Genomic DNA, 13,965 nt, shown 5'->3' on the forward strand with positions numbered 1-13,965 from the left:
GAAAAGGGCGCCTCATCGAGGCGCCCTCGTGCATTCAGCCGCTGGCGAGGTCAGGCGAACGCGAGCACGAGATGCCCGACGGGCTCCCGCGTCGGCGTGACTTTGATCTCGATGTCGTAGCCCAGGCGATTCAAGCAATCCATCAGTTTCCGCTCAGAAAGATTGGTGAAATCTCCCCTGAGCATCCCTGACACCTTTGGCTGGGGAATGCCCATTCGCTTGGCGGCCTCCATCTGCGTGAGCCCGAGGCGGCGCATCGCACGCGTGATCTCCAGCACCAGGCCGGACTTGATCTTGAGCTTGTCGGCATCGGGGAGCTCCAGGTCGGCAAAGACGTTGCCGGAGCCCATCTCCACGTCCAGCGGTTCAGGCTTTCTTGCTGCCATGTCGCATCTCCTTCACATACGCTTCGGCGATCTTCAGTCGATCGCGAATGAGGTCCATGTCTTCTCTTGGCGTGGCAATGCCGCTCTTGCTCTTCTTCTGGAAACAATGAAGGACGAAGACGGCTTCCGCGAATCGAACGGTGTAGACCGCCCGATAGGTGCCTCCGAGGTCGTCCTCAATGATCTCGAGCACGCCCGCGCCTCCAAAGCCCTTGAGCACTTTCGCTGCGTCGTGCTGCTCGCCTCGCTGAGCGAAGTCGAGTGCATGTCCAAAGAACTTTCGCACATCGAGCGGTAGGGCCATCAAGTCCCTTTTGCTGCTGCCCACGAAAGCCAGCGCCTTTTCGCTCTTGCCCACCATCCTTGAATTTATACCACAACAGGTATAAATCGAAACGGCTCTTGATGAGCAACTTCCAGACGCGACAAGGGGCGCACGAGGCGCCCCTTGTCTGGTTCAAGCAGGTAGTTGCTGCTGGGAAGCTCAATCGTCTCCCGTGCCCTGCGCCGCCACCTTGCCACTGCGGCGGCGGGTGACCAGGCGCCAGCCGCTCATCACCGAGCGGAAGACGAAGCGGATCAGCGTCAGGAACAGCACCACCTCCACCAGCCCCATCACCACCGCTCCCGCCGTCGACCAGCGCGCCTCGCGGCGATGGAACTTCTCCATGAAGCTGTCGCGCTTGATCTCGATGCTGTCGTAGAAGCTCGGCACCATCAGCAGCGTCAGGAAGGTCGAGGTGATCGTGCCGCCGATGATCGCCACCGCCATCGGCCGGTAGAACTCGCCGCCCTCGCCCACCCCGATCGCCACCGGCAGCATGCCGGCGATCAGCGCGAAGGTCGTCATCAGGATCGGCCGGAAGCGCTTGCGCCCCGCGTGCATCAGCGCCTCCTCGCGCGGCACGCCGGCCGCCTCCTCCTGGCGCGCCGCGTCCAGCAGCAGGATCGCGTTCTTCGCCACCAGGCCGGCCAGCATGATGATCCCGATGAAGCTCATCAGGTTCAGCGTGCCCTTGGTCAGCAGCAGCGCCACCACCACGCCGATCAGCGACAGCGGCAACGACAGCATCACCCCCAGCGGCGCCGTGAAGCTGCCGAACTGCATCACCAGGATCAGGTACATCAGGCCGATGCCCGAGATCAGCGCCACGAACATCGCGCTGAACACTTCCTGCTGATCCTTGGCCGCCCCCGCCAGTTCGATGCCGTAGCCCGGCGGGAAGTTGATCGACTTGGCCAGCTTCAGCGCATCGCCGGTGACCTCGCCCGGCGAGCGCCCATGCGCGTTGGCCGACACCGCGATCATCCGCTTGCCGTCCGCGTGCTGGATCTTGGCCGGACCCTTGCCCATCGTCACCGTCGCGATCTGCTCCAGCGGCACCATCATCCCGGCACCGCTGACCGCGATCGGCAGGCGCTCGATGTTGCTCGCGTCGACGCGGTCCTCCGGCGCCAGCCGCACCGCGACATCGCGTGTCTCGCCGCTTGGATCGATCCAGTCGCCGACCTCCACGCCGGCGAAGGCCACCCGCAGCGCGCTCGCCGCGTCCCCCACCGAGATGCCCAGCGTGTTGGCCAGGCCGCGGTTCAGCTCGATCTGCAGCTCGTTCTGCGGATCCTGCTCCGACAGCCCCACGTCCACCGCGCCCGGCACGCGGCGCAGCTTCTCCATGTAGTCGGTCGTGATCTCCATCAGCTTGCGCGAGTCCGCGCCCGAGAAGCGGATCTGCACCGGCTTCTGCGCGCCGTTGTTCAGGTCGTCCAGCACCACGTACTCCGCGCCGACCAGCCGCGCCACCCGCGTGCGCAGGTCCGCCGCGATCTCGGACGCGCTGCGCTTGCGCTTGGAACTCTTGCCCACGTCCACGTAGATGCGGCCGCCGCTGGCGTTGACGCTCTCATTGGTCGCCTCCACCTCGGGGATCTCGTGCGCCAGCGCCGCCGCCGCGCCCATCTTCAGCCGCGCGTACTCGAGGCTGGACGAGGCCGGCGTGCGCACCTCGATGGCGATGGTCCCGTAGTCCGACGCCGGCAGGAAACTCGTGCCGCCGAAGGTCGACTGCAACGCGATCGCGCCGACGAAGCTCAGGATCGCGAACACCGCCATCCATTTGCGGTGATGCAGCGCCCAGGCGATCACCTGACCGTAGCGATCGGCCTGACGGTCGAACCACTCGTTGAACGCATGCAGCCGCCTGGAGACGAAGTTGGTCTTGGGCGCCGCGTGATGTCCCGGCGGGTCGCCCCAGAAGGCCGACAGCATCGGGTCCAGCGTGAACGAGATGAACAGCGACACCAGCACCGAGGCCACCACCGTCAGGCCGAAGGGCCGGAACCATTCGCCCGACACGCCCGGCATGAAGGCCACCGGAATGAACACCGCCACGATGGAGAACGTCGTCGCCGCGACGGCCAGGCCGATCTCGGCCGTGCCCTTGAGCGCCGCGGTGCGGCGGTCGGCGCCGCGCTCCATGTGGCGCACGATGTTCTCGCGCACCACGATCGCGTCGTCGATCAGCACCCCGATCGCCAGCGACAGGCCCAGCAGGCTCATGAAGTTCAGCGTGAAGCCGCACAGCCAGACCGCGATGAAGGCCGCGATCACCGAGGTCGGCAGCGACAGCGCCGTGATCATGGTCGAGCGCCACGAGTTCAGGAACACGTAGACCACGAAGATCGTCAGCCCCGCGCCGAACACCAGCGCGTGGATCACGTTGTTGAGGCTGTCCTGCGCGTCGCGCCCGCCGTCCTGCACCACCTCGAGCCTGGTGCCCTTGGGCAGCGACGCGTTGATCTCATCGACCAGGTGGCGCACTTCCTTGGCCACGCTGACCGTCGACGCATCGCGCGAGCGCGTGACCATGATCCCGACGTTCGGGTGGCTGTTGCGCACCGACAGGCCGGTCTGCTCCGCGAAGCCGTCCTGCACCGTCGCCACCTGGCCGAGCCGGATCAGCTCGGTGCCCGCGCGCTTGACCACGATCTGGTTGAAGTCGGCCGGCGACTCGATGCGGCCCAGCAGCCGGATGCTCTGGTCCTCGAGCTGCCCGCGCACCTTGCCCACCGGCGCCGTGGTGTTCTGCATCCGCAGCGCGTTGACGACCTCGGTGACCGAGACGTTGAACTCGCGCAGCTTCTGCGCGTTCAGCAGCACCGACAGCTCGCGCTTGAGCGAGCCGTTGACCGTCACCGTCGCCGCGCCCGGAATGGCCCGGAAGCGGTCGGCGAACTGGTCCTCCGCCATGCGCGAGATCTCGGCGTGCGACTGGCTGCTGGACGACAGCGCCAGCTGCATGATCGGCTGCGCCGACGGGTCGACGCGCTGCAGCACCGGCTCGCGCATCTCGGTGGGCAGCTTGTGCCGGACCGCGGCGATCGCGTTGCGGACCTCGTCGGCCGCCTCGATCATGTTCTTGTCGAAGTTGAAGAACAGCAGCAGCTGCGCCGAGCCCTCGCTCGAGGTCGAGCGCACCTCGTTCACGCCGGAGATGCTCTGCAGCGACTTCTCGATGCGGTTGACGATCTCGCGCTCGGAGGTCTCCGGCGACGCGCCGGGATAGCTGATGCTGACCACCAGCAGCGGCAGGTCCACGTCGGGCCGCTCGTTGACGCGCAGCTTGGACAGGGCCAGCAGGCCCAGGGCCATCAAGCCGATGATGATCACGATCATCGCGATCGGCTTCTTGACCGAGAAATTGGACAGGAACATGGCTCAGGCTCCTTCGCGCGTCACTGGGCCGAGGCGGCCGAGGCCAGCGGCGCCGGCACCGGCGCGGCCACCGGCACGGCCGTCTTGCCACCGGACGGCGCGCCGCTGGCCACCGTCATGCCGGTCCCGCCGGCGGCCACGGCCGCCTTGCTCAGCTCGACCCGCTGGCCGTTGATCAGCGTGCTGGTCGGGTTGCGCAGGATGCGGTCGCCCTGCTTCACGCCGCCGGTCACGACATACAGGCCCTGGCGGTCGTCGCGCGCGCCCAGGTTGACCGGGGACTTGGCGACCTTGCCGCCGTCGATGCGCCAGACATAGGCCTTGTCGCCCTCGCGCACCAGCGCGCCGTCGGCCACCATCAGCGCCGAGACGCTGTTGGTCTGCACCCGGCCCTCGGCGTACAGGCCGGCCACGCCGGGCTGCTGCGCGCCGGCGAAGTCCACCAGCACCTCGACCTGGCGGGTGCTCGCGTTGGCGGCCTGGGCGATGCGGCGCACCTTGCCCTGGAAGTCCACCTGCGGATAGCCGTTGACGCGGAAGTACACGGTCTGGCCGAGCTTGATCTCGGACATGCGGTCGGCGGAGACCAGGCCCTCGAAGCGCATCGAGGCCGGGTCCATCACCTTGATCAGCTCCTTGCCCAGCTGCGCCGAATCGCCCGGCGACACCTTGCGGTCGCTGACGACGCCGTCGAACGGCGCGCGCACTTCCGTGCGCTGCTGCTGCTGGCGCGCGGTGGCGACCCGGGCGCGCGCGGCGACCAGGTCGCTCTGCGCGTTGTTGCGGCGGATCTCGGCGTCCTCCATCGCCTGGATGGAACTCATGCCCTGCGCCTGCAGCGTCTTCAGGCGCTGGTACTGGCGCTCGGCCTGCTCGAAGCTCTGCGCGGCGGCCCGCGCGGACTCGTCGGCGGACTGGACGGTGTCGCGGATGGCGGTGTCGTCCAGCCGGACCAGCAGGTCGCCGCGCTTCACGCGCTCGCCGTTCTCCTTGTGGACCTGCAGCACGATCGCCTGCAGCTCGGCGCGCAGGTCGGCGCGGCGTTCCGGCTGGATGGATCCGGTGATCACCGGGCCGCTGGCGTACTCGCTCACGCCCAGCGTCTGCACGTCCTCGGCGGCCACCAGCAGGCTGGGCGCGCTGGCCGCCTCCGCGGCGGGCGATGCCTTCTTGTCGGGAGACGGTTTGCCGCAACCGGCAAGCAGCGAGGCGACGACAAGGGCAAGCAACGACAAACGCAACATGAAGCGGGCTCCGGGGAACGTGGCGGTAGCGTAAAAAGATGTTCTTCGTGCGCAAGGCGCAAAAAGGCGCGCTAGCTTAACTTCAATGCCCTTGCATGCAGGTGGTCACGGCTGCGTTTCATCCTCGTGAATCTGCGCTTCGTCGCGCCACCGGAGCCGGCGCAAAAGGCCCGCTCGGGTTACTACCGATCCCTGCCCCACTCACCGCTTACGCGGGTGAGGCCATGGCCGGACTTGTTCCTCCCGCGTCAACGCGGGACGGGAATTGCGCACACGCAATAGCTTTCATTGGTGGGAGCCCCCGCGACTACGGGGAAAATCCGCCCAACATTGCTGAATGTTAAGAAATAGACTCCAGACGTTTTTTAGCCTTTGGCCTATCCTTTTTGCCGTTTTGACGTCATGCGCGCACTTTCAATAGCTCATGTGGTGTTTTCCTCTCGCATCGCCGGTGGCGAGCACCATTGCATCGACCTGGCCAACGCCCAGGCGGCGCTTGGCCACACGGTCCACGTGATCGGGCCGGCGGGCTCCGCGATCGAGCACGCGCTCGACGCCCGCGTGCGCTATCACGGCCTGCGGCTGCCGCTGCTGCGCGGCCTGCGGGTCAAGCGCCTGACGGCCAGGCTGGGCGCGGAGATCGTCCATGGCCATCTCGGCCCCGCCTGCAAGGCGACCGCCGCGGCGACCGGCCGGGCGCGCGTGGGCACCCTGCATGTCGGCTACAAGGCGCATCACCATGCGAGGATGGACGCGCTGGTGTGCGTCAATTCGGCGCAGGTCGGTCACCTGAAGGACTTCGACGGCATGCATCGCGTCATCTACAACTGGGCGCCGGAGCGCAGCTCCGCCGCCTGCGCCGCCAAGGCGGGCGCCCGCGCGCTGCGGGCCGAGCTGGGCATCCCCGCTTCCGCGCTGGTGATCGGCTGCGTCGGCCGGCTGCACGCGGCCAAGGGCATGCACACGCTGATCGAGGCCTTCCACCGCCACGCGCCGGCCGAGGCGCATCTGGTGCTGATCGGCGAGGGACCGCAGCGCGCCGAGCTCGAGGCGCTGCGCAAGGAGGATCCGCGCATCCACCTGCTGGGATTCCGCTGGAACGTCGACGAGCTGCTGGGCGAGATGGACCTGTACGTGTCCTCGTCGCGCGAGGAGCAGTTCCCGCTGGCCATCCTGGAAGCGATGCGCGCGCGGCTGCCGATCGTGGCCACCGCCACGCTGGGCGCGCGCGAGATGCTGGACCCGGCCCGCTCGGCCATCGTGCCGGTCGACGACGCGGCCGCGATGGGCCGGGCGATCGCCATGGCGCTCGAGGCGCGCGTGCGCGGCAACCGCCTTCCGGTGGATTACGACATGGACCGCTATGACCGCGCCGGCGCGGTGCGGGCCACGCTGGGGCTGTACCACGACGTGCTCGCGCGCCAAGGCGTGGAGGTGCACGACCTGGCCGGACTGAGCGTGGAAGACGTGCGTGGTTAAGCGGCCGAAGTCGGACTTCTGGACCGTCGGCATCGTCCCCGAGCGTCTCGATCGCCTCACCCCCCAGCGCCTGCGCGAGCTGCGCGAGCGCATCATCTGGATGCCGCCGGCCGGCGATTGGTGCTACTACGCCGACCCCTTCGCGATGCGCGACGGCGACGAGCTGCATGTCTTCGTCGAACACTTCGATTACCGGACCAAGCGCGCCGACCTGCAGCGCCTGACGCTGGATCTGCGCGATGGCCGCTGGGGCGCGCCCCAGCCGGTGCTGCGGCAACCCTTCCATCTCTCCTATCCGTTCGTCTTCGAGGATGAGGGTCAGGTCTGGATGGTTCCCGAATCGAGCCAGGCCGAGGAAGTCGCGCTGTACCGCGCGGTGGATGGCCATGCGCGCTCGGCGCGATGGGAGCGGGTCTGCGCGCTGCTGCCGATGCGCGCGGTCGATGCCTCGCTGTTGAAGCACGATGGCCGCTGGTGGATGTTCTACGCGGTCATCGGCCCGGACAAGCGCGACCAGCGCGAGCTGCATGTCGCGTTCGCGGACACGCTGCAGGGCCCGTGGACGCCGCATGCCGCCAACCCGGTCCGCTCGGCGCAGGACGGGGCGCGTCCGGCGGGGACGCCCTTCATCGATGCGCAAGGCCACGTGACGCTGCCGGTGCAGGACAGCCGCGCCAGCTACGGCGGCGCGGCGCGCTGGGTGCGCTTCGACCGGCTGACGCCGGATTCAGTCGAGGTCCGGGCGCTGCCCGAGACCTTCACCGGAGACCTGGCTCATGACGGTTTCGCCAGCGGACTGCACACGATGTCCGCCTGCGGCGAGCTCACGCTGATCGACGTGAAGCGGATCGACCGATCGCGCCACCGCCAGTGGCTGGACTGGAAGCGCCGCGTGCGGCGCTGGCTGGGCAAGGCCTGACGCCATACCCCTCGCGCGCAAGCGGGCGAGGGGCAATACCGGCGGCACTTGCCCCTTCTTCCCCCCTCGCCCCAGCGGGGAGAGGGAGGGGAGAGGGGGCTGGTGGCACAGCGCTGCTGCCCTTCGAAGCACCCCCTCTCCCCTGCCCTCTCCCCCCACGCGGGGGGCGAGGGAGTTCTTGCGCAAGGTAAGTGCGGGCAGCGCTCCTTCTACACCCTCTCCCGCGAAGTGGGAGAGGGAGGGGTGAGGGCCAGCGGCCGTCGCAGTGCGGCATGCCGCCGCCGTCAACGGTGATCCATCGACGGCGCAATCTCTTCCAGCGGCTTGCACTCCGCATCGACCCCGAACCGCAGCGCGAGCAGCCCCGCCACGATCACCAGCGCCGCGCCGATGCCGTAGCCGATCGCGACGTTGCCGCGCTGGGCGCTCTCCACCAGCCAGCCGAACAGCAGCGGTGCCGCGAAGCCGCCTGCCCCCGTGCCCACCGCATAGAAGATCGCGATCGCCATCGCCCGCATCTCGAGCGGAAAGACTTCGCTGACGGTCAGATAGGCCGAGCTCGCCGCCGCCGACGCGAAGAAGAACACCGCCGACCAGCACAGCGCCTGCGAGCGCGCGTCCAGCACGCCCGCGACGAAGGCCACGCCCGTCGCCGCCAGGCCCACGCCGGCCAGCCCATAGGTGAGCGCGATCATCCGGCGCCGGCCAACCCGATCGAACAACGGCCCGAGCAGCAACGGCCCCAGCACGTTGCCCAGCGCGAACGGAAAGATGTAGAGCGCCACGCGATGGTCCGGCACGCCATAGAAGCGCGTCAGCACCAGCGCGTAGCTGAAGAAGATCGCGTTGTAGAAGAAGGCCTGCGCCAGCATCAGCGACAGCGCCACGCCGCTGCGCATGCGGTAGCGGCGCAGCAGCACATGCAGCACCTCGCGCATCGCCGGCACGGCGCGGCGATGCTCGCGCGCGCTCGAGGCCTCGACCGGCGGCAACGGGCCGTGCTGGGCGGCGACCTCGGCCTCGATGTCCGCCAGGATGCGCTGCGCCTCCTCCGCCCGGCCATGGCGCAGCAGCCAGCGCGGGCTCTCCGGCACATGGCGCCGCACCAGCACCATGGCGACCGCCAGGATCGCCCCCATCGCGAACCCGACGCGCCAGCCGCGCACCGGCCCCAGCACGTCGGGATGCAGCAGCACCAGGCTGGACGCGGCTCCGAGCGCGGCACCGATCCAGAAGCTGCCGTTGATCGCGAGGTTCACGCGTCCGCGCACGCGCGCGGGCACCAGTTCGTCGATGGCGGAGTTGATCGCCGCGTACTCGCCGCCGATGCCCAGCCCGGTCACGAAGCGGCAGAGCGCGAAGAAGGCGAAGTCGGTCGAGAACGCCGTGGCCAGCGTCGCGGCCGCATACACGGCCAGCGTCGCCAGGAACAGCCGCTTGCGACCGAGCCGGTCGGACATCCGCCCGAACACCAGCGCCCCGACGATGGCCCCGGCCAGGTACAGCGAGCCCGACCAGCCAACCTGCACGGCGCTGAGCCCGAGCGTGTCGTGCCGCTCCAGCACCGCGCCGACCGAGCCCACCAGCGTGACCTCCAGGCCGTCGAGCACCCAGGCCACGCCGAGTGCGAGCACCACGCGCCAGTGCCAGCGCGACCACGGCAGGCGATCGAGCCTGCGGGCGATATCGAGGGAGGCCGTCATCGACGGCCGGAGCGGCAAGAAGCGTTCCGCCCCGCCTTACCGCTGCACCTTACCGCCGCGCCTTGCCGCCCGCGTTCACTCGTCGATGAAGGTCCAGCTGTCCGCGCCGTCGAAGCGCCGGATGCGCACGCGCTCGAGCAGCTCGCGCGGGAACATCTTCAGGTTGACGCCATGCCGGTCGCCCGCCTTCGGCTCGATCGGCTCCCAATGCGTCACGCAGCCACAGTGCCCGCAGCGCATCGTGCGCAGCGACCGGTCGCCCCAGACGTAGTCGGTCAGCGCCCCGCCGGCGTCCTCGATGCGGACCTCGCCCCAGCCGTAGTAGCCCCACACGCCGCCGAGCCGGTGGCACAGCGAGCAGTTGCAGCTCGTCGCCTTGTCCGGCATCGCCGGCAGCGTCAGCCGCACCGCGCCGCAGTGGCAGGCGCCGTGGAGCAGCCGGTCCGTGTCCGGCGCCAGGTCCGGAGCCATATCCGGAGCCGTGCCCGGCGAGGTCGTGTCCGCATCGTTCGCGCTCATGATCAGCGTCCTTTCTCAGCGCCAGGCCGCGGCCGCCTCGTCCCACACCTCGCGGCTGCGCGCGACCAGCAGTCCCGGCTGCCGGTCGCCGGCCCGGTACGGCGTGCCGTCCAGGCGCGCCGCATGGCCGCCCGCCTCGGTGATGAACAGCGTCCCCGGCGCGTGATCCCAGGCCAGCTTGCGCCAGTACAGCGTCGCGTCGAAGTCGCCCGCGGCCAGCGCCGGGTATTCGGCGCCGGCGCAATTCAGCCCCGGCAGCAACTCGACGCCCGGCCAGGTCGCGACGCGCGCCTGATGTTCCTGCGGCAGGAAGCGGGTCTTGACCACCGCCCGCTTCAGGCCCGGCCCCTGCGCCGAGCGGATCCGCTCGCCCTCGCGCCAGGCGCCGTGGCCGCGCCGGGCGTGATGCAGCACGCCCGAGATCGGGTCCAGCATCCACGCGCCGACCGTCACGCCGTCCTCGAGCAGCGCCACCATCGACGACAGCGGCTCCCGCCCCGAGATGAAGTTGAAGGTGCCGTCCAGCGGATCGACCAGCCACACCACGCCCTCGTCGAGCTGGTCCAGCAGCTCCGGCGTCTCGGCGCACTGCTCCTCGCCGACCACGCGCGAGCCCGGCGCGATCGCGCGCAGCTCCGGCGTCAGGAAGGCCTCGACCTCGCGATCCGCCGTCGTCACCCACTCGCCGGGCGCCTTCTGCATCACCTCGTCGTCGGCCAGGCGGCGGAAGCGCGGCGCGATCCACGTCGCGGCGGCATGCCGCAACAGCGCGGCGACGGGGTCAGGGCTTGCGGGCGCGGATGAGGCGGAGATCGGGATCGGCGTCGAGTTCATCCGGACATGCTACCCGCAGCGGCATGCCCCTTGCGGCGACTCCCGCGACAACCGGAGGCCCCGGCTCAGCACTTCCGCCGCGCCGAATCAGCCGTTTGCCGATGGGCCCGCGGCGGCCCCCGCCCTACCCTTGCGTCACTCGAACGGACCTCCGGGTCCTGCCCCCTCACAAGGCTTCCGCATGATCGACGCCGCCCTGAAGCAGGTCGCCCAGCAGCTGAACCAGCACTTCCGTCACCGCTTCGGCGGCGACGAGGACCTGGTCGTGCTGAGCAACCTGCTCGAGCAGAACGGCGGCCCGGTACCGCTGGCGCAGAACAAGCTGGTGCTGTTCCTGGCCGGCATCGAGCGCGACGTCATCGCCCATCGCGCCCAGCCGCCCGGCGGCCTGCAGCCGCGCATGCTGACGCCTGAGCCGGTCTACCTGAACCTGCTGGTGATGTGCGCCGCCAACTTCAGCGGCACCAACTACGCCGAGGCGCTCAAGTGCCTGTCCGCCACCATCGCGTTCTTCCAGGCGCGGCCGGTGCTCGACCACCAGAACTGCCCCGGCATGGACAGCGCGCTGGAGCGCCTGATGCTGAACATCGAGAACCTCAGCAGCGCCGAGATGCACAGCCTCTGGTCCATCCACAGCGGCCGCTACCTGCCGTCGGTGATGTACCGGGTGCGGCTGGTCAGCGTCGATGGCCAGTGGGCGCGCGGGCGCGACATCCTCGTCGGCCAGGCGGGACAGGACGTGCGGGGCTCGCTGTCGTGAGCGCCACCATGAGCGCCACCATGAGCCCCACCACGGGCGCCACGGCCGCGCCGCTGCGCTTCGTCGAGCTGCTGCGCCTGCGCGTGGAGCACGAGTACTTCGACGGCGGCCTCGCGCGCGGACTGTGCTTCGAGCCCGAGCCGGCCTGCGCCGCCTGGCTCGGCCGCCACGGGCTGATCACGCGCCAGCGCGACGGCGCGCTGCTGCTGGCCGCCGCCGAGCCGCAGCTGCCCATGCTCCATCAGGAGCTGCGCGACGCCGCCACGCGCGGCCAGGACCTGCTGGCCTGGCGGCTGCGCGCCGCCGATCCGGCGCACGCGATGTACACCGACCGCCGCGCGCCGCATCGCGTGGCGGCCGGCATCGGCGACCTGCCCGGCCTGGCCGCCTGGACCGCCGCGCTGCCGCTGCGCACGACGCTGCGCCTGCGCAGCCGGCTCAGCACCTGGAAGTACCTGCTGCTCGGCGACTGGCCGGACCAGCCGATCGAGCTGGTCGAGCGCGATGGCCGCGCCCGGTTCCGCCGCGACGCGCCCGAGACGCTGGACGACGGCCGTGTCGCCGCCGTGTTCCGCTCCACGCGTCGGCTGCCGCTGCGCGAGCGCGGCGCGCTGCGCCTGGAGCTGCGCGAGGCCGGCGGCGCGGCGCGCCGGCTCCTGTCCCCCGTTCCACTGGCCGCGCCCGCCGGCCTGACCTGCGAGCACCGCAACGGCCGCCGCCGGCCGGTCCACGAAATCTTCCTCAACCGCTGAATGCCGAAGGAGCCAGCCATGGCCGTGATGAAAACGCCTGGTGTCTACATCGTCGAGAAGAACGCCTTCCCCAACTCGGTGGTGGAAGTCGCCACCGCCGTGCCGGCGTTCATCGGCCACACCGAATACGCCGACAACCGCAACGTGCCGCTGGCGATGAAGCCCTGGCGCATCAGCTCGATGGCCGAGTACCACCAGTTCTTCGGCGGCCCGCCCCGGCCGGTGTTCAAGATCGCCGCCGCGGACAAGGACAACCCCGCCGAGTTCCAGGCCGCGCCCGCGCCCGACCAGGACGCGGCCGGCTTCGTCATGCGCCAGGCCGACGGCGCCGAAGGCGGCCAGTACGCGCTCTACCAGGCGCTGCGCCACTTCTATCAGAACGGCGGCGGCCCCTGCTACATCGTCTCGGTGGGCACCTACAAGGACGAGCTGGACAAGGCGCTCATGGTCAAGGGCATCGACGAGCTGCTCAAGGAGCAGGAGCCCACCATGGTGCTGGTGCCCGAGGCCGTGCGCCTGAAGACGATCGACGACTGCACGGACGTGCAGCAGGCCATGCTGGCGCATTGCGGCGGCAAGATGCGCAGCCGCATCGCCATCCTGGACATCTACGGCGGCGACAAGGCGCTCAACGACAACTCGGCGCCGGTGGACACCTTCCGCGACAAGCTGGGCATCAACTACCTGGACTTCGCGGCCGCTTACTACCCGTGGCTCAACACCTCGATCGTGGGCGAGAAGGACCTCAGCTTCGAGAACATCCACAAGGACAGCGTCGCCCAGCTCAAGACGCTGATGCTCGCCGAGCTGCGCCTGCCCGATCCGCTGCCGCCGGACGCCTCGGCCCGCGACAAGGCCATGGCCGAGGCCATCGGCAGCATCGACGCGGACTTCGAGGCCCAGGTCAAGGCCGCCTTCGACGACCAGAAGAAGGCCGACCCCACGGCCAAGGACCCCACGCCCGACCAGATCAAGGCCGGCGTGCTGGCGCGCAAGTCGCTGCTCAACAAGACGCTGAGCACCGCCAGCGGCGTCTTCAACACCGTGCTGGCCGAGGCGCGCCGCCATCTCAACGTGATGCCGCCCGGACCCGCCATGGCCGGCATCTACACGATGGTCGACAACAGCCGCGGCGTCTGGAAGGCGCCGGCCAACGTCAGCCTGGCCGGCGTCATCTCGCCCACGGTCAGCATCTCCGCCGAGCAGCAGGAGGACCTCAACGTCACCGCGCAGGGCAAGTCCATCAACGCGATCCGCAGCTTCATCGGCGAGGGCGTGCTGGTGTGGGGCGCGCGCACGCTGGACGGCAACAGCCTGGACTGGCGCTACATCAACGTGCGCCGCACGATGATCATGCTCGAGGAGTCCTGCCGCCTCGCGGCCAAGGCGCTGGTGTTCGAGCCCAACACGGCCAACACCTGGGTGACGATCAAAAGCATGATCGCCAACTTCCTCACCGGCATCTGGAAGCGCGGCGGCCTGATGGGCGCGGTGCCGGAGGACGCGTTCAGCGTCCACGTCGGCCTGGGCGAGACCATGACCCCCGACGACGTCCTCGAAGGGATCCTGCGCGTGACCGTGCTCGTGGCCATGGTGCGGCCGGCCGAGTTCATCGAGATCACCTTCCAGCAGCAGATGCCCAAGTCCTGAGCCGCGC

At 69.5% G+C, this 13,965-nt stretch carries 12 protein-coding genes; 5 read left to right on the plus strand and 7 right to left on the minus strand.

The annotated features are described in order from the left end of the window. Window positions 1-50 precede the first annotated feature (50 nt). From ACEN96_RS16020 to ACEN96_RS16035, 4 genes are all read right to left on the minus strand, one after another. Window positions 51-386 carry a helix-turn-helix domain-containing protein gene (locus ACEN96_RS16020; RefSeq protein WP_495584086.1) on the minus strand — a complete coding sequence of 112 codons (336 nt, stop codon included), beginning with the start codon at window positions 384-386 and terminating at the stop codon, window positions 51-53. After that, window positions 367-747: a type II toxin-antitoxin system RelE/ParE family toxin gene (locus ACEN96_RS16025; RefSeq protein WP_495584087.1), complete on the minus strand. Its 381-nt coding sequence runs from the start codon at window positions 745-747 to the stop codon at window positions 367-369. Before ACEN96_RS16025 ends, ACEN96_RS16020 begins: the two co-directional genes overlap by 20 nt. Window positions 748-870: 123 nt before the next feature. Further along, a complete protein-coding gene (locus ACEN96_RS16030; RefSeq protein WP_495584088.1) occupies window positions 871-4,098 on the minus strand; it encodes an efflux RND transporter permease subunit in 3,228 nt (1,075 codons plus the stop codon). 20 nt (window positions 4,099-4,118) lie between these two features. Further along, window positions 4,119-5,342: an efflux RND transporter periplasmic adaptor subunit gene (locus ACEN96_RS16035; RefSeq protein ID WP_495584089.1), complete on the minus strand. Its 1,224-nt coding sequence runs from the start codon at window positions 5,340-5,342 to the stop codon at window positions 4,119-4,121. Between the two features lie 429 nt (window positions 5,343-5,771). Between ACEN96_RS16035 and ACEN96_RS16040 the strand changes: the two genes are divergently transcribed. Then, complete coding sequence (locus ACEN96_RS16040; RefSeq protein ID WP_495584090.1) at window positions 5,772-6,821, plus strand: glycosyltransferase; 1,050 nt, start codon at window positions 5,772-5,774, stop codon at window positions 6,819-6,821. Continuing rightward, window positions 6,814-7,740 carry a glucosamine inositolphosphorylceramide transferase family protein gene (locus ACEN96_RS16045; RefSeq protein WP_495584091.1) on the plus strand — a complete coding sequence of 309 codons (927 nt, stop codon included), beginning with the start codon at window positions 6,814-6,816 and terminating at the stop codon, window positions 7,738-7,740. The genes ACEN96_RS16040 and ACEN96_RS16045 overlap by 8 nt, the downstream gene beginning before the upstream one ends. 284 nt (window positions 7,741-8,024) lie before the next feature. On the opposite strand, the gene ACEN96_RS16050 is transcribed toward ACEN96_RS16045, so the two are convergent. From ACEN96_RS16050 to ACEN96_RS16060, 3 genes are all read right to left on the minus strand, one after another. After that, window positions 8,025-9,443, minus strand: coding sequence for an MFS transporter (locus ACEN96_RS16050; protein WP_495584092.1), 1,419 nt, complete (start codon window positions 9,441-9,443; stop codon window positions 8,025-8,027). A 75-nt stretch (window positions 9,444-9,518) separates the two neighbouring features. Further along, a complete protein-coding gene (locus ACEN96_RS16055; RefSeq protein WP_495584093.1) occupies window positions 9,519-9,962 on the minus strand; it encodes a GFA family protein in 444 nt (147 codons plus the stop codon). A 15-nt stretch (window positions 9,963-9,977) separates the two neighbouring features. After that, a complete protein-coding gene (locus tag ACEN96_RS16060; protein ID WP_495584094.1) occupies window positions 9,978-10,796 on the minus strand; it encodes an inositol monophosphatase family protein in 819 nt (272 codons plus the stop codon). Between the two features lie 181 nt (window positions 10,797-10,977). Between ACEN96_RS16060 and ACEN96_RS16065 the strand changes: the two genes are divergently transcribed. From ACEN96_RS16065 to ACEN96_RS16075, 3 genes are read left to right on the plus strand one after another with little or no spacing between them, the layout of a single operon-like run. Further along, the gene (locus tag ACEN96_RS16065) at window positions 10,978-11,556 is read left to right on the plus strand and encodes a Pvc16 family protein (protein WP_495584095.1); all 579 of its coding nucleotides are present in this window, start codon (window positions 10,978-10,980) and stop codon (window positions 11,554-11,556) included. A gap of 20 nt (window positions 11,557-11,576) precedes the next feature. Next, window positions 11,577-12,308 (plus strand): hypothetical protein, encoded by a 732-nt coding sequence (locus ACEN96_RS16070; protein ID WP_495584096.1) that lies wholly within the window; start codon window positions 11,577-11,579, stop codon window positions 12,306-12,308. An 18-nt stretch (window positions 12,309-12,326) separates the two neighbouring features. Beyond that, window positions 12,327-13,958, plus strand: a complete 1,632-nt coding sequence (locus ACEN96_RS16075; protein WP_495584097.1) for a phage tail sheath family protein — start codon at window positions 12,327-12,329, stop codon at window positions 13,956-13,958. Window positions 13,959-13,965: the final 7 nt, after the last annotated feature.

The organism is Roseateles sp. Mitsp63 (assembly GCF_059491535.1).